Annotated in this window: 18 protein-coding genes and 1 tRNA gene; 8 read left to right on the forward strand and 11 right to left on the reverse strand. The window is 68.9% G+C overall.

Annotation, left to right across the window (positions count from 1 at the left end; genetic code table 11):
* Nucleotides 1–117: 117 nt before the first annotated feature.
* Together SK854_RS28045 and SK854_RS28050 are read right to left on the reverse strand one after the other, a co-directional pair.
* Nucleotides 118–732, reverse strand: a complete 615-nt coding sequence (locus SK854_RS28045; protein ID WP_319978099.1) for a DedA family protein — start codon at nucleotides 730–732, stop codon at nucleotides 118–120.
* A gap of 95 nt (nucleotides 733–827) precedes the next feature.
* The gene (locus SK854_RS28050) at nucleotides 828–3,440 is read right to left on the reverse strand and encodes a glycoside hydrolase family 97 catalytic domain-containing protein (protein ID WP_319978100.1); all 2,613 of its coding nucleotides are present in this window, start codon (nucleotides 3,438–3,440) and stop codon (nucleotides 828–830) included.
* A 127-nt stretch (nucleotides 3,441–3,567) separates the two neighbouring features.
* Here SK854_RS28050 and SK854_RS28055 point away from each other — a divergent pair, with 127 nt between their 5' ends.
* Nucleotides 3,568–4,686: an ATP-binding protein gene (locus SK854_RS28055; RefSeq protein ID WP_319978101.1), complete on the forward strand. Its 1,119-nt coding sequence runs from the start codon at nucleotides 3,568–3,570 to the stop codon at nucleotides 4,684–4,686.
* 14 nt (nucleotides 4,687–4,700) lie between these two features.
* Here SK854_RS28055 and SK854_RS28060 read toward each other — a convergent pair.
* Nucleotides 4,701–4,774 (reverse strand) — tRNA-Leu (locus SK854_RS28060).
* A 109-nt stretch (nucleotides 4,775–4,883) separates the two neighbouring features.
* Here SK854_RS28060 and SK854_RS28065 point away from each other — a divergent pair.
* On the forward strand, nucleotides 4,884–5,105 hold the full coding sequence (locus tag SK854_RS28065; RefSeq protein ID WP_093598761.1) for a DUF3618 domain-containing protein: 222 nt from the start codon (nucleotides 4,884–4,886) through the stop codon (nucleotides 5,103–5,105).
* Here the strand turns inward: SK854_RS28065 and SK854_RS28070 are convergent.
* A complete protein-coding gene (locus SK854_RS28070) occupies nucleotides 5,102–5,746 on the reverse strand; it encodes a TetR/AcrR family transcriptional regulator (protein ID WP_245822135.1) in 645 nt (214 codons plus the stop codon). The genes SK854_RS28065 and SK854_RS28070 overlap by 4 nt on opposite strands.
* Nucleotides 5,747–5,954: 208 nt before the next feature.
* On the opposite strand from SK854_RS28070, the gene SK854_RS28075 reads away from it, so the two are divergent.
* Both SK854_RS28075 and SK854_RS28080 read left to right on the forward strand, forming a co-directional pair.
* The gene (locus tag SK854_RS28075) at nucleotides 5,955–8,231 is read left to right on the forward strand and encodes a glycosyl hydrolase family 95 catalytic domain-containing protein (RefSeq protein ID WP_319978102.1); all 2,277 of its coding nucleotides are present in this window, start codon (nucleotides 5,955–5,957) and stop codon (nucleotides 8,229–8,231) included.
* Between the two features lie 20 nt (nucleotides 8,232–8,251).
* Nucleotides 8,252–9,886, forward strand: coding sequence for an NPCBM/NEW2 domain-containing protein (locus SK854_RS28080; protein WP_319978103.1), 1,635 nt, complete (start codon nucleotides 8,252–8,254; stop codon nucleotides 9,884–9,886).
* Here the strand turns inward: SK854_RS28080 and SK854_RS28085 are convergent.
* On the reverse strand, nucleotides 9,873–10,613 hold the full coding sequence (locus tag SK854_RS28085; protein WP_319978104.1) for a class I SAM-dependent methyltransferase: 741 nt from the start codon (nucleotides 10,611–10,613) through the stop codon (nucleotides 9,873–9,875). The genes SK854_RS28080 and SK854_RS28085 overlap by 14 nt on opposite strands.
* Nucleotides 10,610–11,749, reverse strand: coding sequence for a carboxylesterase family protein (locus tag SK854_RS28090; RefSeq protein WP_319978105.1), 1,140 nt, complete (start codon nucleotides 11,747–11,749; stop codon nucleotides 10,610–10,612). The genes SK854_RS28085 and SK854_RS28090 overlap by 4 nt, the downstream gene beginning before the upstream one ends.
* A gap of 112 nt (nucleotides 11,750–11,861) precedes the next feature.
* On the opposite strand from SK854_RS28090, the gene SK854_RS28095 reads away from it, so the two are divergent.
* Nucleotides 11,862–12,899 (forward strand): zinc-dependent alcohol dehydrogenase family protein, encoded by a 1,038-nt coding sequence (locus SK854_RS28095; RefSeq protein ID WP_319978205.1) that lies wholly within the window; start codon nucleotides 11,862–11,864, stop codon nucleotides 12,897–12,899.
* On the opposite strand, the gene SK854_RS28100 is transcribed toward SK854_RS28095, so the two are convergent.
* Nucleotides 12,880–14,352: a flavin-containing monooxygenase gene (locus SK854_RS28100; protein WP_319978106.1), complete on the reverse strand. Its 1,473-nt coding sequence runs from the start codon at nucleotides 14,350–14,352 to the stop codon at nucleotides 12,880–12,882. The genes SK854_RS28095 and SK854_RS28100 overlap by 20 nt on opposite strands.
* A 117-nt stretch (nucleotides 14,353–14,469) precedes the next feature.
* On the opposite strand from SK854_RS28100, the gene SK854_RS28105 reads away from it, so the two are divergent.
* Entirely contained in the window at nucleotides 14,470–15,054 is a 585-nt protein-coding gene (locus SK854_RS28105; protein ID WP_319978206.1) for a TetR/AcrR family transcriptional regulator, read from the forward strand.
* On the opposite strand, the gene SK854_RS28110 is transcribed toward SK854_RS28105, so the two are convergent.
* From SK854_RS28110 to SK854_RS28125, 4 genes are all read right to left on the reverse strand, one after another.
* A complete protein-coding gene (locus tag SK854_RS28110; protein ID WP_319978107.1) occupies nucleotides 15,020–15,727 on the reverse strand; it encodes a type 1 glutamine amidotransferase in 708 nt (235 codons plus the stop codon). The genes SK854_RS28105 and SK854_RS28110 overlap by 35 nt on opposite strands.
* Nucleotides 15,720–16,967, reverse strand: coding sequence for a MurT ligase domain-containing protein (locus SK854_RS28115; RefSeq protein ID WP_319978108.1), 1,248 nt, complete (start codon nucleotides 16,965–16,967; stop codon nucleotides 15,720–15,722). Before SK854_RS28115 ends, SK854_RS28110 begins: the two co-directional genes overlap by 8 nt.
* A gap of 76 nt (nucleotides 16,968–17,043) precedes the next feature.
* Nucleotides 17,044–17,529 carry a helix-turn-helix domain-containing protein gene (locus tag SK854_RS28120; RefSeq protein ID WP_319978109.1) on the reverse strand — a complete coding sequence of 162 codons (486 nt, stop codon included), beginning with the start codon at nucleotides 17,527–17,529 and terminating at the stop codon, nucleotides 17,044–17,046.
* Nucleotides 17,530–17,645: 116 nt separating this feature from the next.
* Nucleotides 17,646–19,067: an LCP family protein gene (locus SK854_RS28125; protein ID WP_319978110.1), complete on the reverse strand. Its 1,422-nt coding sequence runs from the start codon at nucleotides 19,065–19,067 to the stop codon at nucleotides 17,646–17,648.
* Between SK854_RS28125 and SK854_RS28130 the strand changes: the two genes are divergently transcribed.
* Nucleotides 19,066–19,473, forward strand: coding sequence for a hypothetical protein (locus SK854_RS28130; protein ID WP_319978111.1), 408 nt, complete (start codon nucleotides 19,066–19,068; stop codon nucleotides 19,471–19,473). The two genes, SK854_RS28125 and SK854_RS28130, sit on opposite strands and share 2 nt — an antisense overlap.
* Before the next feature lie 232 nt (nucleotides 19,474–19,705).
* Nucleotides 19,706–22,636, forward strand: a complete 2,931-nt coding sequence (locus SK854_RS28135; RefSeq protein ID WP_319978207.1) for a glycine--tRNA ligase — start codon at nucleotides 19,706–19,708, stop codon at nucleotides 22,634–22,636.
* The last annotated feature ends 32 nt before the right edge of the window (nucleotides 22,637–22,668 follow it).

A 22,668-nucleotide genomic window follows, 5' to 3' on the forward strand; every position in this document is an offset into this window, starting at 1 on the left:
CGACCTCAAGGTTGGGCTGCGGGTGCCGTGACAGGGCTGCCGGCGGCCCGGCAGTGCGGCGAGGACACGGCGCGGCCGCAAGTCGTCGCGGACGTGGCGCGCCCGGCGCTGCTGCTCCTAGACGCGGGAGTCGGCCCGCTTCTTCGACAGCCGGGTGACCACGAAGATCACCACGGCCACCACGGCGAGGCCCAGGACGACCTTCGAGCCGATGCCCACGTACTGCTCGACCAGGTGCCAGTTGTCGCCCAGCAGGTAGCCCGCGAGGATCAGCGCCGTGTTCCACAGCAGGCTGCCCGCGGCGGTGTAGGCGAGGAACGGCGCTAATCGCATGCGTTCCACGCCGGCCGGGATCGAGATCAGGCTGCGGAAGACCGGGATCATGCGGCCGAAGAAGACCGCGCGGTAGCCGTTGCGCAGGAACCAGGCCTCTGTCCTGTCCACATCGGACACCCGGACCAGCGGCATGCGGGAGGCGATGCGCCGAACCCGCTCGCGGCCGAGCGCGGCGCCGATCCAGTACAGCAGGAGCGCGCCCACGACGGATCCGAGCGTGGTCCAGAGGATGGCGTCGAGCAGCGACATCTTGCCCTGGGCCGCGGTGAAGCCGGCCAGGGGCAGGAAGACCTCGCTGGGCAGCGGCGGGAACAGGTTCTCCAGCGCGATCGCCAAAGCCGCTCCGGGTGCGCCGGCCACGTGCATCAGGTCGGTGACCCAGTCGACCAAGTTCATGCAGTCCAAGTTACGGACGCGGGGAGGCGGGGACATTGGGGTAAACCGCAAGGTTGGGGTGGGGGAAACCCCACCCCGACCTCAGGGGTGAACCCTTAGGCGCAGCGAATCCTTGCGTCCGCCCAAGAAGCGTGGTCGTTCTGCGTGCCGTCACCACCGTCCAGAACCCGCAGGGTGAGAGTCCTCACGCCGGTCACGTCCACGGCCAGGTCGCGGGCCGGGGAACGCACGCCGAGCACGTCCGTGCCGGCCAGCACCGCGCCGTCGCCGACCACCTGGAACGCGACGGTGCCGCCGGCGCGCTGGCGGGCCACGTCCAAACCGGCCTCGTCGTCGACGCCGACCGAAGCGGCGAACGCGGTACAGCGTGCGTCCAGCGCGTAGGTGATCTCGGACGACGCGTGCGTGCCGAGGCCCTTGCCGTAGGTCACGCGGCGCAGAGCGATGCCACGTCCGTCGCCCGCAGCAACGCCTCCGTTCGTCAGGTCCTTCTCCACCGGGCCGTCACCGCCGACGGCCGACGTCCACGGCCGGTCCGACACGTACGACCAGCCCTCCGGAAGTGGCCGGACCAGGTGCACCCGCGCGGTCTTCTCCGACTCCACCCCCGAGTTGAACGACGCCACGACGGGGATGTCGAAGTAGCCGTAGGACGAGGGCGAAGCAGGCGGCACGACGGTCCAGGTGCCGGACAAGGCCTGCCCGGGACGTACAACCCTTGCCGTGACAGGGTTTCCGAGCACCGACCATCCCGCGGGCACGCGCGGCGCCAGCGTCACCCCGCGCACGTCCGAGCGAGTGGTGAACAGCCCGGTCACCGTGAACCCGCGGGCAGAAGCCGACACCGAAGTCGAAGGCACCGCGGAAACCGGCCGCTCACATGTGGAAGACCCGGCCCGGCAAGCGATGGCCGCGAAACCTCCGTTGGCAGCGACGTCCAACGTCAGCGTGTCACCCGCGCGCACGGTCCGTGACTCGCGCACGAGCCCCGCAGGACCGTCTCGGGTGATCTCCACCAGCCAGCGACCGGACGGCAGTGAGAAAGGCACTGACACGGTCCGTGCGGCACCGGAGTACCCACCGCCGATGAACCACCTGTCGCCCGACCGCCGCGCGAACACCGAGTGGTCCGCGGGACGCCCGGACAGCAGCCGCGTCTCGTCCCACGCGGTCGGCACCTGGTCGACGAAACGTTCGGCGACGGGCCGCGCGGCGTAGTCCTCCGGCCGTCCGGCCAGGTTCGCCAGACCCGACTCGTAGATCACGGTCAACGCCAGCTCGTGCGCGTCGGACGTGGTGCGGGAAGGACGGTGCCAAGCCAACGGCGTGTAGTCCATGCCGCCGACGACACCGCGCGTGAACGGCAACGCGGTCAGATGCTGGCCTGTCAGGCCCGACGACTTCTCACCGCCGTGCACGGCTTCCATCGTCATTACGTGCGGCCACGTGCGGTGAATGCCGTGCGGGATCGTCGAACCGTGGAAGTTCACGAGTAGACGGTGAGCGGCGGTCTCGGCGAGAATCCGGTCGTACCAGCGGTAGCGGTCCTGGCCGTCGGAGTCCATGAAGTCGATCTTCACGCCCGCGATGCCCCACCGTTCGAACAACGCCAGCCGGGCCGCGCTCTCCGCAGGTGTGTCCAGCTCGTCGTAGTGCACCCAGAGATGGATCTTCACGCCCCGCGCGGCGGCATAGGAGACCAGCGAGGGAATCCACGAGGTCTGCTCCCACGAGGGGTCGTGGTCCCAGTTCGGGTCGAAGTACCAGCCCGCGTCGACCAGCGCGTACGGCCAGCCGTGCGCCGCCGCGTAGTCCACGTACTGCTTCTGCATGGCGAGGCTCTGGCCGGCCTCGCGGCCACCGGCGAGCCAGCTCCAGAACACCTTGCCCGGCTTGATCCACGACGTGTCGCGCACCTTCGACCGGGGCGCCAGGTCGTCCACGAGAGTCGACGCCGACACGTCCGCCAGCGAACCGATGACAGCGGTGCGCCACGGCGACTGCCACGGTCCGTTCACCGCCACCTGTTCGTCCCAGTACTTGACCGAGTACACACCGGAACCGGCCGTGTGCGCGAGGTGCGCGCCGGAATGCCGTCCGTCCACAGAGGACTCGGTGAGCAGCGAGTGCACACCGTTCGTCTCGAACAGCGCCGGGTGCAGGTAGTCCGCGGTCTCCGCGGCGGCTGCGTTCGTCTGCACGAACGGGTTTTCGTAGTCACGCCGGTACTTCGCGACCCAGGCGGTGGCGGCGGCCGGAATGTGGAACGCCGAAGTCTCGCGCAGCACGTTGCCCAGCCCGGCCGGCAGTTCGTACCGATAGGCCACACCGTCGGCGGCGGTCCGCACGACAAGATCCAAACGGGCCGCTCCGGTGAACGAGTACCGCTCTTCTTTGTGGACGACTGCGCGCTGTCGTTGCTTCCCGGACGACGCCGTGTAGTGCTCGACCACGCGTCGTTCGGTCCGGTCCGTCAGTCGCAGGCCGGTCGAAAGATCCGCTCTTTCCGTTACCACGCCTAGTGGGCCCGGCTCCAGCACCGTGGTGCCGCCACGGCTCACCGCCAAGGTCGGAACGCCGTTCGACAGCGTTACGACAGCCTTCGGCCACGGATCGGTTTGTGCTGCTGCTGTTGGAGTTGTGACGCTCGCTGTCAGCGCGATGACGAGCGCTCCCGCCGCGTGCCATCGCACGGTGGACAACCGCATGCCCAGTCCCCTCAGACGTCGGTCGCGGCGGCGACAGCTCCGATGTATACGCCGTCGAGGGCCATTGGTCCACAACCCGTCGGTAAGGCCTTTCCGGCGGTTAATCGTTTGACTACGATGGACTTCGATGGCTGACCAGGTGGGGACGTGTGCGATCTGCGGCACCGCGACCGCCACCTCCCGGCGCAGACACGCTCGGTACTGCTCGAACGCCTGTCGGCAACGGGCCTACCGGCAGCGCGTCAACGAACCCGTGATGGCACTGGACAGTTTCATCGGCCGCGACGCCGAACTGCTCCGTCTCACCGGGCTCACCGACACGCGCATGCTCACGCTCGTCGGAGCGGCCGGGGTCGGGAAGACCAGGCTGATCAAGGAGTTCGTCGGAAGCCGGGCGACGCTGGTCGAGCTCGCCTCGGCGACGGACGTGGCACGGGCGTGCGCGGCGGCGCTGGGCGAGCCGATCGGAGAGCCCGTCCTGAGCACGCTGGTGCGCGCGCTGGCTGACCGCAAGACGCTGCTGGTGTTGGACAACTGCGAGCACGTCGCGGCGGAGTGCGCGGCTCTGCTGGAGCCGTTGCTGCTGGGCTGCCCCGGTCTCACGGTCATCGCGACCAGCCGGGAACCGCTGCGGGTGCCGGGCGAGGTGCTGGTCGCGGTGCCGCCGTTGTCGATCACGAACGCGGTGGAGCTGTTCATCGACCGCGCCAGCGCGAACCAGGTGGGTCTGAGACTCGGTGACAGGGACGTGCTGGCCGCTCTGTGCGCGCGCCTGGACCGCCTCCCGCTGGCGATCGAACTCGCGGCACGCCTGGTGACCGTGTTGCCCGTCAAGGAGCTTCTGGCGCGGCTGGACGACCGCCTGGAACTGCTCAACCGGGGCAACCGCACCGCCGCCGAACGTCACCAGAGCCTGCGCGCCGCGATCGGATGGAGCTACGACCACCTGAGCGCCGACGAGCAGCACGTGTTCCGGTGCATCTCGCAGGGCCCTCGCGGGTTCGGGCTCGACGTCGCGGTGCAGGCCTGCGACCTGCCCTCGGACCGGGTGCTGGTGGTGCTGTCGGCGCTCGTGGCCAAGTCGCTGCTCACGTTCACCGCGGCCGGCCGGTTCGAGCAGCTGGAGTCGGTCCGGCTCTACGGCAGGGAACGGCTCGCGGAGCAGTTCGCTGGTGATGTACCCGGTGCTTCAGCGGCTAGTTTGAAGGTGGTTCGCCGCGGGCCAGCCCCTGCGGCGAACCACTAGAAAGCACTGATCAGTGAGGTCGGGGGGACTCGAACCCCCACTGGCTGGGACCTAAACCCAGTGCCTCTGCCAATTGGGCTACGACCCCTCGGTTGGAAGCCTATCCGCCTTGCATGGACTCGCTCTCGCGGGTCGCGCGAAGCCGCGCCACCGACCGTCCACTACGGTTGCGGGCAGAACCGCTGCTAGGAGGACATGTGGCTCGCGATCCCGAGACCATTCAGCGCGAGATCGAGCAGGCTCGCACCGCGCTGGCCGCCACCCTGGACGAGCTCAGCGAGCGCGCCAACCCGCAGAAGCTCGTCGAGCAGGGCAAGTCGTCCGTGCTCGACGTGCTGAGCCAGCCCAAGGTCAAGTACACGTTGATCGCGGTCGGCGTCGTGGTCGGCTTCGCGCTGGTCCGCAAGCTCTTCCGCTAGGAAACCCGCACCAACGGCAGGAGCACCTGCTCGACGACCTTCTCCACGAACGGCTCGTCGAGCGGGTCCCCGGTCAGCATCAGCCGGTAGATCAGGGCGGCGCCCGCGATCTCGACCGCCATGCCGCGCGGGGCGTCGGCCTTGAGCTCGCCCCGTTCGGCGGCCCGGTCCAGGATTCCGCGCAGCACGTCGCGCTGGGAGATCAGGAACGTCTCCCGGAACGCCGCCGCCAGCTCCGGCTCGTGCGGAAGTTCGCCCACGAGCGCCTGAGCGGCCTTGCCGATCGGTCCCGAGAGGAACGCGGCGAACGACGAGAGGAACTCGCGGAGGTCTCCGGCCAAGGAGCCGGTGTCCGGTGCCGCGAGGTTCTGCGTGGCGAGCTGGGTGCACGTGTCGATCACGAGATCGAGCTTCGACTCCCACCGCCGGTAGATCGTTGCCTTGCCCGCTCTCGCACGGGCCGCCACGGCGTCCATGGTGAGGGCCCGGTACCCGACCTCGGCCATCACCTCGAGCGCTGCCTGACGTAAAGCGTCGTCCCTGCTGGCATCGCGAGGACGCCCCCGCTGGGGGACCCTGCCCTCGTTGAACGCCGTTGTCGACACGGCCATGGCCACCTCCTCGTACAGGGCACGGCTCATGCGTGTCCTCCCCGCCCCTTTGGCGGCACATCCTAGGCGTCTTACCCATGTAGCAGGGTGAGCAGCACCCGGTTGTTGCATCGTGTTGCGGTTGGTTGGGTCTTGCGCGATGTGCCCCAGAACTCCTACCTTTCGAGTTGTCTGAACCACGCTGCCTCGCCGCGCAGCTGAACGTGAGCAGTCGTCATGCGCGGGCGAGGAGTGGGCAATGGTCTTGGGAAGACGGGGTTTCCTCGGGGGAACCACGGCGGCGGTGTTGCTCGGTCAGTCGGGGGTGGCGACCGGGAAAGAGACCGGGCCATCGGATGTTTCCGGCTGCGACGGCATGTCGAAACGCGACTGGGAAACTTTCGTCGGGGCGCAGGATCTCGTGTGGAAAAAACCTCCGACCCGGTACGGGCAGGCTCCGTTCCTCGGTGACGGGCGCCTCGGCAGCGTCGTCTACGCCGAAGAGAACGTCGTCAGGTTCACCGTGCAGCACGCCGACGTGCAGGATCACCGCACGAGCGGCGGCAGCCAGTTCGGGGTCTGCCGGCTTCCTGTCGGAAACCTGAAGATGACGGCGGCCGGGACCGTCACGGCCGTCGACTGGCGCCTGGACCTGTGGAACGCGGAGCTGCGTGGAACCGTGACCACGTCGCTCGGCGTGCTCACGTTCGCCGCCTACGTCCACTCCGAACGCTCGGTGTTCTCGCTGAACGTCACCGCGACCGGCGCCGAGAAGCCGGTGCTGGAGTTCGTTCCCGCCCAGGCGATTCCGCCTCGCGCGGACTTCGACCCGCTGCCCGAGGGGTACGTCCGCAACCCCGGCCCCGTGACGGCGGCGGACGGCCGCGAGACGCTGGTGACGCAGGCGCTGAACGCGGGCGGGCAGACGGCAACCGCTTTCCGGTTGATCACCCACGGCCGCACGCAACGGTTGCTGCTGTCGGTCGCGCACACCTACCCCGAAGCCGCCGCCGACAAGATCGTTTTGAAGGCCGTGCGCGAGGCCGCGGTGCCCGGCGGGCGGCTGACGACGTCGCACCGCAAGTGGTGGAGCGACTTCTACCGCAAGAGCTTCCTGTCGTTCGGCGATCAGCGGCTGCAGTCGTTCTACTGGATCCAGCTCTACAAGGTCGCGTCCGGTTCGCGCGCCGGGAGCCCGGTGATGGCGACGACCGGCCCGTGGCTGGAGAAGACGCCGTGGGCGGCGGCCTGGTGGAACCTCAACGTGCAGCTGGAGTACTGGCTGATCCACGGCTCGAACCACCTGGAACTGGACTCGATCGCCAGCACGTTGAAGGACAGCCAGGAGCAGCTCGTCCGCAACGTCAAGGAGCCGTACCGGCACGACTCGGCGGCCGTCGGCCGCAGCACGGACCGCACGACGTCGAACGCCGGCACGCTGTACGAACCGGGCGCGGGCGGCACCGGTGTGAAGGAGCTCGGCAACCTGACGTGGGCGTTGCACAACGTCTGGCTGTCGTACCGACATAGCATGGACGCCCGGATCCTGTCCGACGTCGTGTTCCCGCTGCTGCGCCGGTCGATCAACTACTACCTCCACTTCCTGAAGAAGGGGAGCGACGGCAGGCTCCACCTCGACGTCACCACCTCGCCCGAATACGGCGACGCGCCCGACTGCAACTACGACCTGCAGCTGATCCGCTGGGGTTGCCAGACGTTGATCGACTCGGCGGCCAAGCTCAAGATCGACGACCCGCTGGAGCCGAGGTGGCGTGAGGTCCTGCGCGACCTGACCCCGTACCCGGTCGACGCCAACGGGTTCATGATCGGAGCCGGGGTGCCGTTCGCCGTGTCGCACCGGCACTTCTCGCACCTGCTCGCGACGTTCCCGCTGATGACGGTGAACTGGGAGCAGCAGGAGAACCGTGAGCTGATCGAGAAGTCGTTGCGCCATTGGATGTCGCTGGAACCGGCGCACCGCGGCTACAGCTACTCCGGGTCCGGCTCGATCGCCGCGCGCATGTTCCGCGGCGACGAGGCCTATGCGTACTTCGTGAAGATGTTCGACACCACCAAGCGCTACCCGGTGCTCGAGAACACCATGTACACCGAGGCCGGCCCGGTCGTGGAGACACCGCTGTCCGGCGCGCAGACGATCCACGACTTCGTGTGCCAGAGCTGGGGCGGGATCGTCCGGGTGTTCCCCGCCGTGCCGTCCGCGTGGCCCGACGTCATGATCGCCGATCACTCGGCGGAGGGCGGGTTCTCGGTGACGGCCCGGCGCTCCGGAGGCAGGACCGAGTTCGTGCTGGTCCGCAGCCGCGCGGGCGAACCGCTGGTGCTGCGGCACGGCATCGACGGCCCGGTGTCCGTGGTGGCGCCGGTCGGTCATCGCGACCGCGGCGACGGGACGCTGGAGATCCCGTTGCGCCGCGGACAGGAAGTCCTGGTGCACCCCAGGGGCCGCCGCCCCGACCTGGCCGTCCGGCCGGTCGCCATCACGACCCCCGGCAAGCCCTGGGGTCTTCCCGCGTGATGCTCGGAGAGGAAAGCCCCATGCGCACCATCGCCTTGGCCGTGCTGTCCACAATGGTCAGTGCGGTCCTCGTCGTCCCCGCCGCGCAGGCGTTGCCGGACGGCCTCGCCCTGACCCCGCCGATGGGCTTCAACAACTGGAACACCACCGCCTGCCGCACCGAGTTCAACGAGGCGATGGTCAAGGGCATCGCCGACATCTTCGTGAGCAAAGGCCTGAAGGACGCGGGCTACGAGTACGTCAACATCGACGACTGCTGGGCCGAGAAGACCCGCGACTCCGCCGGCAAGCTCGTGCCGAACAGGACGCGGTTCCCCAACGGCATCAAGGCCGTCGCAGACTACGTGCACTCCAAGGGGCTGAAGTTCGGCATCTACACGAGCGCGGGCACCAAGACCTGCAACAAGGACAACGGCTTCCCCGGCGGCCTCGACCACGAGGAGTCCGACGCGCAGCAGTTCGCGAGCTGGGGTGTCGACTACCTGAAGTACGACAACTGCAACAACCAGGGCGTCGACGCGAAGCAGCGCTACCGCAAGATGCGGGACGCGCTGAAGAAGACCGGCCGTCCGATCGTGTTCAGCCTCTGTGAGTGGGGCCAGAACAAGCCGTGGGAGTGGGCCTCCGACACCGGACACCTCTGGCGCACCACCGGCGACATCAACGACACCTGGCCGCGCACGATGGACATCTACGAGAAGAACGTCGTGCTGGACTCCTACGCCGGCCCTGGGCACTGGAACGACCCGGACATGCTCGAAGTCGGCAACGGCAAGATGAGCGCCGTGCAGTACCGCAGCCACTTCTCGCTGTGGGCGATCATGGCCGCACCGCTGCTGATCGGCTCGGACCTGCGCAAGGTCTCCGCCGACACGTTCACGATCCTGGAGAACAAGGACGTCATCGCGGTCGACCAGGACAAGCTCGGCGTGCAGGGCAAGCGGATCCGCACCACCGGCAAGTCCGGTGTCGACGTGATCGTGAAGCCGCTCGCGAACGGCGACAAGGCCGTGGCGTTGTTCAACAAGTCCGGCTCCACGCAGACGATCTCGACCTCGCTGTCGGAGATCGGCATGTCCGGACCGGCGGTGCTCAAGGACCTCTGGACGAAGTCGACGCGCACCACGACAGGCACGATCTCGGCCTCGGTTCCCTCGCTCGCCACGGTGATCTACCGCGTCTCGAAGAGCGGCCCGCGGCCGACCCCGCCGGCCGGCACCACCGACCTGTCCGCGTTCGAGGCGTCGTCCTCGGCCAACGGCTGGGGTCCCGTCGAGATCGACAGGTCCGTCGGCAACCAGGCCGCCGGTGACGGCAGGACGATCACGATCAACGGAGTCGTGCATCAGAAGGGCTTCGGTGCGCACGCGGCCGGGACGATCGACTTCTACCTGGGCCGCAAGTGTTCCGCGCTGTCCGTGGACGTCGGGGTCGACGACGAGGTGGCCGCGGGCAAGGGATCGGTGATCTTCCAGGTCTTCGCGGACGAGGTGAAGGTCGCCGACTCCGGCAAGCTCACGGGCACCGACGCGGCGAAGAGGCTCACCGCGTCGCTCACCGATGCCGAGAACCTGCGGCTGGTGCTGACCGACGCCGGTGACGGCATCAACTCCGACCACGGCGACTGGGCCTCGCCGCGCATCACCTGCGCGTAGCCGTGGCCAGCTGGGTCATGTACCGCTTCACGACCCGGCCGCCGTACCGAGTGTCGATCAACGACGTGATGTCCGCGATCAACTGATCGCGTGAAGGCAGCGCGATGTGGTTCGAATACGTGAGGAGCAGGTCCACGTACGCCTCGGTGTCGTAGGCCTGCTCCCACTCGTACCGGTGGAACTCGGGCTCGTCGAAGAGCGCGCTCTCGTCGAACTCGCAAGGGACGGCCGAGGCCGGGGCGAGCCGCAGGTTCGGTGGCGTCGAGGGATCCCAGCGTTCGTAGCACCCCTGGACGTCCACGAAGAACTGCTCGGTCCCTCCCGCGATGTGGTGCGTGGAGATCACGGCCAGCACGCCGCCGGGACGCAACGCGTCGGCACACCGGCCCATGCGGGTGTGCGGATCGAGCCAGTGGAACGCCGTCGCGCACACCACGAGGTCGAAGGGCGTGGCGGGCAACGGCCAGTCGTCGAAGTCCGCCACGACCACGTGGGCGTCGGGCGCGTGGGAACGGGCGACGGCGGCCAGGTCAGCGCTCAGCTCGACCGCCGTCACGTCACCCAGCGCGGTCAGCGGCAGCGTGGCCTGGCCCGTGCCGGGGGCGATCTCCAGGATTCGCGGGCCGTTCAGGCGTTCGAACAGCTGCGGGGGATAGGTGGGACGTGCTCGGTGGTAGCGAGCCGCGTCCTCTCCGAACGTGGTGCGCAAACGCTCGCGGTCGGTCATCCGCCGAATTCAAGCGAGCGGGACGGCAGCGCGTCCATCCCGTTTCGCGCGAATCCCGCCCACGTGCTCCGGATGGTCTTCGCCAGCTCGGCGTCCGGCTCCTGCCCGGCCAGCATGCCCGCGCCGATCCAGCCGTCCGGGTCGAACAGGAACGGCAGTTCCATGCAGTGACACGAGCCCATGGGGGCATCGGCGGGCGCCCACCTGAAGTTGTAGGTCGCGGCCTGCCCACCCGCGGCCGTCCAGTCCTGCGCCAGTTCACGGGCCGGCAGAGCGAAGATCAGTTCGGTCACCGCTTCCCAGTGCTCACGGGTCGGCACGTACGGGCTGCCGTCGTCGGCCGTGTGCCCGACGAGCAGTTCCACGCGGGACGCCGCCGCGGCGAGGTCGATCTCGTCGAGAACCGGAGCGAACGGCATCCCGCCGGACGGGGCGAACCGCGGTCCCATCTCGGCGACGGCGGCGATCTGGGCCACCAGCACGTCGTCCGCGGAGGTCGTGGTGTCGACGGAGATCGACGCACGCAGCGCGGCCGTCATCTCGGCGCGTTCGGGGCTGCGGGTGCCCAGCGGCGCGCTCTGCAGGATCGCCCGGTGGAACAGGTTCTCCGTGTCGGTGAGCATCAGCGCGTACACCGAGTCGGCGCCCGCGGACTGCCCGAAGGCCGTCACGTTCGCCGGATCCCCACCGAACGCGGCGATGTTGTCCCGCACCCAGCGCAACGCGGTGAGCTGGTCGAGCAGGCCCAGGTTGTCCTGGAGATAACCGAAAACGCCGAGGCGATAGCTGACGCTGACCACCACAACGCCTTCGGAGGCCAGCAGACCGGCGTCGTACTTCGTCGACTCGCCACTGCCCGTCACGTAGGCGCCGCCGTGGAACCAGACCATCACGGGCAGACCGGACGCGTCGGCGGGCGCGGTGACGGACAGCACCTGGCAGTGCTCGTCGAACGTCAGGCCGTCGACGGAGCTGCCGACCAGCGCGGCCAGTGCGGACGGAGGCTGTGGGCAGGCAGGTCCGCGCTCGCCGGCGTCGATCACACCGTCCCACTTGTACGGCTCGGGCGCGGCGAACCGGGAAGCGGTCGCATATCGGACACCACGAGCTCGCACGAGACGTTCGTTGATCGGCACGGCACCGATCCTAAGCATGCGTAACCAATTCCACAGCGTCTCGATTCGGCGGGAACGGCCGGTTAGGAGGACCATGTAACGGTTGAGCAACGAGACAAGAGGAGGGCTCCAGGTGCGGGCTACGACGATCTACGGCACTCGTGACATCCGCGTCGAGGAGGTGCCGGACGCGGCGATCAAGGAGGCCACCGACGTCGTCGTCCGGGTCGAGCTCGCGTGCATCTGCGGCAGCGACCTGTGGGCGTACCGCGGCGTGGCCAAGCGCGAGGACGGGCAGCGGATCGGGCACGAGTTCCTCGGCATCGTCGAGGAGGTCGGCGCGGACGTGAAGAGCGTCCAGGTCGGCGACCGCGTCATCGCGCCGTTCGTGTGGAGCGACGGCACGTGCGCGTACTGCCAGGCCGGACTGCAGACGTCGTGCCGCGCCGGCGGGTTCTGGGGCAGCAAGGGCAGCGACGGCGGCCAGGGCGAGGCCGTGCGCGTGCCGCAGGCCGACGGCACGCTGGTCAGGGTCCCCGCGGACGCGCCGGCGTCGCTGCTGCCCGCGTTCCTGAGCCTGTCCGACGTCATGGGCACCGGTCACCACGCGGCCATCGGCGCGGGCGTCGCCCCCGGCAGCACGGTCGCGGTCGTCGGTGACGGCGCGGTGGGCCTGTGCGGCGTGCTCGCGGCCAAGCGGCTCGGCGCCGAGCGGATCATCGCGATGGGCCGCCACGAGGACCGGGCGAAGATCGCGTCGCTCTTCGGCGCCACGGACCAGGTCGCCGAACGCGGTGACGCCGCGATCGAGCGCATCAAGGAGATGACCGGCGGCCTCGGCGCGTCGGCCGTGCTGGAGTGCGTCGGCACCGAGCAGTCGTGGGAGACCGCGATGGGCATCGTGCGCGACGGCGGCCGGATCGGGTACGTCGGCGTGCCGCACGAGATGAAGGGCCTGCCGCTGGGCAAGTTGTTCGGGCGCAACATCGCCATCGGCGGCGGCGTCGCGCCCGTGCGGGCCTACCTGCCGGAGCTGCTGGCCGACGTGCTCGCCGGCCGCATCGACCCCGGCCCCGTGTTCGACCGGACGGTCTCGCTCGACGACGTCGCCCTGGGCTACCAGGCGATGGACGAGCGGACCGCCCTGAAGGTCATCGTGCAGCCGTCGTGAGGACGTAGTCCTCGGCGCGCACGCGCTTGGTCCGCATCCAGTACCGCCAGGTGAATCCCGGCCACACGGTGCGGTTCACGCCCTGCGCGTCGAGGTACCAGCTCTTGCACCCGCCCTGGGTCCACACGCCCTTGGCGAGCTTCTGCTGGATCTCCGTGTTGAACTCCTGCTGGGCCTCCAGTCGCACGTCCAGCTCCGCTGCGCGGTGTTTTTCGAGGAGCTGGAGGCACTGCGAGATGTACCGGATCTGGGACTCGATCATGAACACGACCGAGTTGTGCCCGAGTCCGGTGTTGGGGCCCAGCAGGAAGAACAGGTTCGGGAAGCCCGAGACCGTGATGCCGAAGTAGGTCTCGATCCCCTTCTCGCGCCACTGCTTCGCGAGATCGACGCCGCCCTTGCCCTGGATGTCCAGGTAGTCGAACGAGTCGACGACGTGGAACCCGGTGCCGTAGATGATGACGTCGACCTCGTGCTCGACGCCCGCACTGTCCACGATGGAGTTCTCGCGCACCTCGGAGACCTTGTCCGTCACCAGGTCGACGTTCGGGTTGCCCAGTGCCGGGTAGAAGTCGTTGGAGATCAGGACGCGCTTGCAGCCCATGGTGTAGTCGGGCTTCAGCTTCCGCCGCAGCTTGGGGTCCGGCACCTGCTTCTTCATGTGCCGCAACGCGATTCCCTGCGCGAACTGCATGATCTTCGGGTTGACCGCGAAGCCCAGTGCTGAAGACTCACGGGTCCAGTACACGAAGTCGCGGTAGAGCCGTTGTGTGAAGGGCAAGGCGCGGAACAGCTTCTGCTCCCAGCCGTTGATCTCGCGGTCGGCCTTGGGCATGATCCACGGCGGCGTGCGCTGGAAGATCTTCATCGAACCGACCTGCTTGGCGATCTTCGGCACGAACTGGATCGCGGACGCGCCCGTGCCGATGACGGCGACGCGTTTTCCGGTCAGGTCGTAGTCGTGGTCCCACTGCGCGCTGTGGAACGTCTTGCCGCTGAAGTTCTCGATGCCGGGCAGCTCGGGGACGTTCGGGATGTGCAACGCGCCGACGCCCGCGACCAGGGCCTGGGCGGTGTAGGTGTCACCCTGTTCGGTCGTGACGTTCCAGCGCTTGGCCTCGTCGTCCCACTGCGCGCCGGAGACCTTGGTGTTGAAGCGGATGTGCGGCCGCAACCGGTACTTGTCGGCGACGCGCTGCAGGTAGCCGAAGATCTCGCCCTGCTGGGCGAACATCCGCGACCACCTGGGGTTCATCTCGAACGAGAACGAGTACATGTGCGACGGCACGTCACACGCGCAGCCGGGGTAGGAGTTGTCGCGCCAGGTACCACCGAGGTCGGCGGCCTTCTCCAGCACCACGAAGTCGTGCTCGCCGCGGCGCTTCAGCTCGATGGCCATGCCGAGGCCGGAGAAGCCGGTGCCGATGACGAGCACTTTCGTCTCTCGGTGCATGGGGAAGTCCCTCCGCTCGCGGTAGCTACTTCGCAGTAGGTTACCCCGAGTAAGTTACGAGCGGTAGACTCCATTCTTGTGACAGCCCCTCGGCGCCGAATGCCCAAGGCCCAGCGCATGGCCCAGATGCTCACCGTCGCTGAGGAGATCTTCGCCGAGCAGGGATATCTCGCCACCTCGATGGACGAGATCGCCGAACGCGTGGGCGTCTCGAAGCCGATGCTCTACGAGTACTTCGGCTCGAAGGAAGGCCTGCTCATCGGCTGCATCCACCGGGCGCGCACGGAGCTGCGGGAGAAGACGGCGGCCGCGATCGCGGGCGCTGAAAGCCCGGAGGAGTTCCTCCGGCTGGGGCTGCTCGCGTTCTTCGAGTTCATCGACGAGCACCGCAGGTCGTGGGCTTTGCTGCGGCAGGAGGCGGCCGTGGCGGTGCCGTCGGCGCAGGAAGAGGTGGAAGGCATCCGTCAGCAGCAGACGGACATGATCGGAGCCGTGCTGGCGTCGTTCACGCCGGAGATCGACCCGCTGGAGGCGGAGGCGTTCGCCGAGATCGTCGTCGGCGCGACGGAACGCCTCGCGGTGTGGATGGAGCGCAGGCCCACGGTGGGACCTGCGCTCGCAACCGACTACGTGATGGCCGTGATCTGGCCAGGCGTCTCAGACCGCCTTAAGAAGCAGCCTTCACCCGCTCGGCCCGCATAGCGGACACGGCCGGGAGGTCCAGTGGCGCGGGCTTCGTGCCCGTCGCCCACTCGATCAGCAGGTCGGCGAGCTGCGGGTTGCGCGGCAGCACCGGGCCGTGCAGGTAGGTGCACAGGATCCGGCCCTGAACGGCGCCCTCGACGCTGCCGTCGTTGCCGGTGCCGACCTTGACGTGCGCGAGCGGCCGGGCGGCCGGGCCGAGCACGGTGCGGCCCTGGTGGTTCTCGAACCCGGTCAGCACGCCCTCGAACAGGCCGTTCGCCGGCTCGGCGAGGACTTCGCCGATGGCGCGGCTGCCGCCGGCGTGCGAGGTCGAGTCGATCAGGCCCATGCCGGGGTGGGTGATGTTGTCGGCACGCGTGAAGCTCTCGCCGAAGATCTGGATGCCGGCGCAGACGCCCAGCACCACGGCGTTCTTCGTGACGGCGCGCTGCAGGCCGGGGTGCTCGCGCAGGTGCTTCACCGCCAGCGTCTGCGCGGTGTCCTCACCTCCGCCGACGACGTAGATGTCGCACGAGTCCGGCACCGGCTGGCCGTAGTTGATCGGCACGATCTCGGCTTTGATGCCGCGCCACGTCATGCGCTTTTCGAGGACCACGGCGTTGCCGAAGTCGCCGTACGTGCCGAGGAGATCCGGCAGCACGAGCGCGATCTGGATTGTCGACTCACTCATCAGCGGCAGCCCTGGCATTCAAGTCGCGGAACGCGGTGTAGTTGGCGATGACCTCGACCGCCCCCTGTGGCATCTGGTCGATGGCCTTCAGCGGGTCGGGCACGATCGTGTGCTGGACCTCGGCGTAGGTCAGGCGGACGGCGAGATCGGTCGCGCGCTCGCCGGACGCGATGACCGTGCGGCCCTGCAGGCGCTCGAACGGGACGTCCCAGAGCCACGAAAGATCGCGGCCGTCGGCCTCGTTGGCGTTGATCACCAGGACGGCCGGGTGGTTGGCCTCCTTGACGACCGTGAGGGTCTCGCTCCAGCCCGCCGGGTTCTTGCTGAGCAACAGGCGCGCGCTGCGGCCGTTGCGGTGGATCGTGCGGTAGCGGCCGCTCACGTTCGAGACGCCGCGCAACCGGCGGACCGCCTCGTCCGCGGGCACGCCCATCGCGTGGGCCGCCGCGGCCGCCATGACGGCGTTGGCCTGGTTGAACTTGCCCGGCAGCGTGAGGCGCAGTTCGAGCTTCTGGTGCTCCGGCGTGATCATCGCCTCGTCGGCGGTGATCCAGTTCGGGTGCGGGCGGGCGAGGTCGCAGCCCGTGCAGTGCCAGTGCTCGCCCTGCCAGCGGATCGGGTTGCCGCAGCGCGGGCAGCTCGCCGAGTCGTGGTGCCAGCCGGTGCCGGTGGCGACCCAGATGACCTTGGAGGCGTTCCAGGCCGCGCTCGTCACCATCACGTCGTCGCAGTTCGCGACGATCGTGCAGTTCTGGAGCTTGGCGACGGTGTCGCGCAGCGAGCGTTCGATCGTGCGGACCTCGCCGACGCGGTCGAGCTGGTCGCGCGAGAGGTTCAGGATCACCGCGACGGACGGGTTGCTGGCGCCCGCGACGGCGGGGAAGTAGCCCTCGTCGCACTCCAGCACCGCGTACGGCGCGTCCGGCTGCTTCGAGAGCGCCGTGACGTGACCGTCGGGCATGTTGGCGCCGCTGTGGTTCGTGGCGACCTCGCCCAGCGCGCCCACGGCCCTCGCCAGCATCATCGTGCTGGTCGTCTTGCCGTTGGTGCCCGTCACGACGGCGACGTTGCGGCCCTGGGTGAGGCGGTTGAGGGCCTGCGGGTCGAGCTTCAGCGCAACCCGGCCGCCGATCATGCCGCCGGCGCCGAGGCCCATCTTCTGCGACAGCGTGGAGCTCAGGTTGCCCAGCTTCACGGCGGCTGCGGTGCGCAGAGGGAGGCGGGCGGGGGAATCGTTCACCCCGGCGATGTTACCGGCGTTGCGGTTTGCCCCTTTCGGACGGTCGTTGCGTTGGTGTGAACGGGGTTCGGTACAACTACCGGCTCAGTCCGCGCAGGATCCGGATGAGTTCCACCGTCGGAAGCTGACACAGCTGCGCCATGTTCTCCAGCGCGGGCAGGTCGAGGTGCACCTCCGGTGAGGCACTCGGCGGCAACGCGTGCAGCCGTCCGGCCGCCCACCGCTTGAGCGGCAGGACGCGCGGGTTGTCGGTCGCGGCGATCGAGGTGAGGCTCAGCGTCAGGTGGCCGGCGGGGGTGTCGCCGAAGAAGCGTTCGTGCACGCGGGCGAGGACCTCGTGCGCCGGCACGTCGAGCGCGTGACAGATCTCCACGAGACGCACGACGGAACACTGCCGCGTACCGAGCTCGTAGGTCGCCAGCGTCTGCAACGAGATCTCCGTCTGAAGCCGCTTGTTCAGCTCCTTGCGGGTCCATCCGCGCTGCTTGCGAAGGCTGCGGATCTCATCACCGAGCACGCGCTGGTACGCCACTGTGTCGATTTGGCCGTTCGCAGTCTGCACCCTGGTCCTCCACCCCGTGAGCGGGTCTCACGGTGATGGAAGGCGCCAGTGCTTCGCCGCTTACGCAACTTGCCGGGATTATCCCCCGAACGGGCTATAGTTCTCTACTCTGCGTATCAGTTCACGCAGCGCACGCCGTCTGCGGAGATGGGCGGAGGGGCCGCGGGGTCAGCCGGTTGCTGACGCGCACCGTCCAGGGCGAGTACTCCGGATCCGGTGAAACCCTGCGCGCCGGGACCCGAGTAGTCCGAGCCGAGGAAGACGCGGGCGGCCCCGGCGGGCACGTTCACGTCCTCTTCGATCTTCAGTCCGCCGAGGGCCTCCTGGACCGCGTTCGCGCCCGCCTCGCCGCCCTTGCCGTAGCGGACGACGGACTTCGCCAGGGCCTCGGCGTTGCCCGTCTGGCCCTCCTTGAAGCCCTTCGCGACGAGCGACTGGAGCACCTTGCCCGCGAGGCCGGGCTGGCCGGAGGCGTTGCGGACGTCGACGGTCACGGTGGACTTGTCGAACTTCGGGTCGGCCGGGTTCGACGTCGCCGGGGCCTTGCCGAGGTTCTTGACGAACGTGCGCACCTCGGACTCGGTCACCTCGACCGCGGAACCGTCCTCCGGCGTCTGCAGGTCGGGGTTGCCGGTCGGGATCGTCTGGAACGTCATGTTGCCGCCCGTCATGTCCTTCATCTGCAGGGCGAACTTGGTGATGTCCCAGCCTTCGTCGAGCACGATCGCGCTGCTGACGGCCTTGATCATCTCGCTGCGCTTGGTGCTGTCGGTGAGCACGCCCGCGGACAGCATCTTCTTCGCGAGACCGGCCATGAAGACCTGCTGGCGCACGACGCGGTCGAGGTCGCCCATCGGCAGGCCGTGCCGCTGGCGGACGAACGCGAGCGCGTTCTTGCCCTCGATGGTCTGCGGGCCGGCCTTGAAGTTCGCGCCGGAGAAGCTGTCGCGGACGTTGTTGGTGAGGCAGACGTCGATGCCGCCGACGGCCTTGGTGATGTCGTAGAAGCCGACGAGGTTGACCTCGGCGTAGTGGTCGATCGTGGAGCCGGTCAGGGTCTGGATGGTCTCGATGAGGTTCTTCGCGCCGGCCTTGCGCGACTCCATCTCGATCTCGGGCGCGGGCTTGCCGCTGCCCTGCAGCTTCTCGGCGGCTTGACCCTTGGCGTACCCGTAGGCAGAGTTGATCTTGTGCCGCCCGAACCCGCCCGCGATCTTCACGTAGGAGTCGCGCGGGAACGACACGGCGTAGGCCTTGCCGCTGTCGTTCGGGATGTGCAGCAGGATCAGCGTGTCGGTGTTGAATCCGCCGTCGTCGCTGCCGCCCGCCTGCAGTTCGTTCAGGATGTTCTGCGGCAGCGGGTTGCCCTTGGAGTCGGTGCGGCTGTCCATGCCGACCAGCAGGATGTCGATCGCGCCGTCGGCGGGCTTCTCGCCCGCGTCGGCCAGGTTCAGGTCCTGCTTGGTCAGGCCGTCGGTCAGCGCGGTCAGGTTCTGCCACGCGACGCCGGTGACCAGCAGGATCGTGGCGGACAGCATGCTGAGGAAGATCTTGGCGCCGGTGGACGCGCCGCGCTCGGCCTTGCTCGGCCTGCGGGCCGCGGCGGGCCTGGGCCTCGGCCGGGCCGCGGGTGCGGCGGCCTTCGCCTTCGCCGGGGTGGTGCGGACCGTCGGGCGGTCGGCGACCGGACGCGGACGCGGGGCGGACGACGAGGCCCTGCCCGATTCACGGGAGCGCTGGGGCTCGCGGCGCGGAGGTTCGGAACGACTGGCCGTCTCCCGGCGCGGAGGTTCGCGGCGGGGCGGTTCGGAACGGCTCACCGGCTCGCGGCGCGGCGGCTCGGAGCGTTTGGGCGGCTCGGAGCGCTTCGGGGGCTCAGCCCGGCCCGGCTGCCTGCGCGGGGGCTCTGAGCTGCGCGGCGGAACCTGGGGACGGCGGGGCTGACCCGCCTGGGGACGCGGGGTGGCAGAGGGTCGCCTGGGATTCCCTGTCGGGTCTCCCGGCCGCGGCGGCCGGTTGTCCACACCCACTCCTCTCAGCACATTCGGGTACACCAAGTAGACGTGCGGGGCCGCCACTCGGTTGTGCACAGGGTGGCACAGTGGCGCAGCCCACCCGATCAAGGCCCCCTGACCAGCGGTTTTGTCCGTTTCGTAGACTCGTCGCCGTGTTGACGATGCAGGACGCGCTGCTCGCGCTGACCAAGTACTGGACCGACCGAGGTTGCATCGTGGTGCAGCCGTTCAACACCGAGGTCGGGGCGGGAACGCTGAACCCGGCCACCGTGCTGCGCGTGCTCGGTCCCGAGCCGTGGCGCGTCGCCTACGTGGAGCCGTCCGTGCGGCCCGACGACGCCCGCTACGGCGAGAACCCGAACCGGCTGCAGACGCACACCCAGTTCCAGGTGATCCTCAAGCCCGACCCGGGCGACCCGCAGGAGCTCTACCTCGGTTCGCTGGAGGCGCTCGGCATCGACGTGCGCGGGCACGACGTCCGGTTCGTCGAGGACAACTGGGCCTCGCCCGCCCTCGGCGCCTGGGGCCTGGGCTGGGAGGTGTGGCTCGACGGCCTGGAGATCACCCAGTTCACCTACTTCCAGCAGGCCGGCGGCATGACGCTCGACCCGGTGTCGGTGGAGATCACCTACGGCATCGAGCGGATCATGATGGCGCTGCAGGGCGTCGACCACTTCAAGAAGATCGCCTACGCGCCCGGCATCTCCTACGGCGAGGCGTTCGGCCAGGCCGAGTACGAGATGTCGCGGTACTACCTCGACGACGCGGACGTGGAGGCGAACAAGCGCCTCTTCGAGGAGTTCGCGGCCGAGGCCCGGCGCATGCTCGACGCCCGCCTGCCCGTTCCGGCGCACAGCTTCGTGCTGAAGTGCTCGCACATCTTCAACGTGCTGGACGCGCGCGGTTCGATCTCCACGACCGAGCGCGCGCGTGCGTTCGGCCGGATGCGCGGGCTGGCACGGGAAGTCGCCTCGCTGTGGGCCGAGCGTCGTGCCGAACTCGGGCATCCGCTTGGCGTGGCGGAACTTCCCGTCGCGGTCGAGAAGCCTTCGTCCTTCGCGGACGTGGTGGCGCCGGCGACGCTGCTGTTCGAGGTCGGCACCGAGGAACTGCCGCCGCACGAGGTGCTGCGGACCGTGGACGCGGTGCGTTCCGCAGTCTCGTCGAAACTGGAAGCGACTCGGCTGACGCACGGCTCGGTGACCGTGCACGGCACGCCGCGCCGGATCGTCGTGCTGGTGCCCGCTGTTTCGCCGCGTGAGCCGGACGCCGAGCGCACTGTTCGCGGTCCGCGCGTGTCCGCCGCGTTCGACGCGGATGGGAACCCGACCAAGGCCGTGCAGGGCTTCGCTCGTGGCCAGGGCGTTGAGGTCTCCTCGCTGGGGCGCGTGGTCGAGAACGGCGTCGAGTTCGTGGCGCTGACCAAGTCCGACGCGGGTCGTGGCGCCGTCGAGGTGCTGAGCGGGCTGCTGGCCGAGGTCGTGTCGGACCTGCGGTCCGAGAAGAACATGAAGTGGAACGACCCGAAGCTGTCGTTCACGCGGCCGATCCGCTGGCTGCTCGCGTTGCTGGGGGAGACGCCGGTGCCGGTCGCGGTGTCGTCGCTCGCGTCGGGTACCTCGACGCGCGTGCACCGCACTGCCGACGTTCCGGTCGTCGAGGTGTCCGAAGCGGACGGTTACCTGGAGTTCCTTTCCGCACACGGCATCCAGGTGGACGCGGCCGCTCGTTCGGCCGCGATCGTGTCCGCCTCGCAGGAGCTGGCGGCGTCGGTCGGCGGTGTCGTCGAGGTCGACGGCCTGCTGGACGAGGTGACGAACCTGGTCGAGTGGCCCACGCCGATCCTCGGCTCGTTCGAGGAGCGGTACCTGGAGCTGCCGGCCCAGATCCTCACCACCGTGATGCGCAAGCACCAGCGGTACCTGCCGGTGCGGTCGTCCGACGGTGCTTTGCTGCCGCACTTCGTGGCCGTGGCGAACGGTTCCGTGGACGCCGACCTGGTGCGCGCGGGCAACGAGGCCGTGCTGCGCGCTCGGTACGAGGACGCGGCGTTCTTCTGGCGGGCGGACCTCAAGACGCCGCTGGAGGAGATGAAGGCCGGTCTCGCGAAGCTGACGTTCGCGGACAAGCTCGGCTCGATGGCGGACCGGGCTGGGCGCATCGCTTCGCTCGCGGGGCGGTTCGCCTCGGTGGTCGACGTCGACCGCGAGACGTTGGATCGTGCGGGTGCGCTGGCCAAGTTCGACCTCGGCTCGCAGATGGTGATCGAGCTGTCGTCGCTGGCCGGCGTGATGGCTCGGGAGTACACGGCACGGGCGGGAGAGACGTCCGAGGTCGCGCTGGCGTTGTGGGAGATGGAACTCCCGCGTTCGGCCGGTGACGCGCTGCCGTCGTCGGTGCCCGGGGCGTTGCTGTCGCTGGCAGACCGCTTCGACCTGTTGGCCGGACTGTTCGGGATCGGTGCGCAGCCGACCGGGTCGTCCGACCCGTTCGGCCTGCGCCGTGCTGCTCTCGGTGCGGTCACCGTGTTGCGGGCGTTCCCGGACCTGCGCGCGATCACCTTGCCAGTAGCGCTTTCCCTTGCTGCTGAAGGGCTTGAGGTGTCCGCCGAGGCTCTGGAGACGGCTCGGGAGTTCGCGGTCCGGCGCTACGAGCAGGCGTTGCTCGACGCTGGGCATGAGCACCGGTTCGTGCAGGCGGTGCTGCCGCTGGCCGACTCGCCGGTGCTGGCCGACGAGACGCTGGCGCAGCTGGAGTCGTTGGCGGGCAACGAGTCCTTCGACGCGTTGGCTGCCGCTTTGCAGCGGGTGCGGCGGATCGTGCCTGCGGCTGTCGAGGGTTCTTACGACGCTTCGGTGTTGTCGGAGCCGGCGGAAGTGGCGCTGCACAAGGCGTTCGACGGTGTCTCGCGGGATGTTGTCGGGCTGGCGGCGTTCTTCGGTGCTGCCGAAGGGCTCACCGGGCCGATCAACACCTTCTTCGACGAGGTGCTGGTGATGGCCGAGGAAGAGAAGGTCAAGGCTGCTCGACTTGGGCTACTGGCGTCGATCCGCGACTTCGCGGCACCGGTGCTGGACTGGACCCAGCTGTAGGACGGGAAGAAGGAAGGGCGTCCCTGTTGCCG

This window comes from Lentzea sokolovensis (assembly GCF_033949975.1).
Classification (GTDB): Bacteria; Actinomycetota; Actinomycetes; order Mycobacteriales; family Pseudonocardiaceae; genus Lentzea; species Lentzea sokolovensis.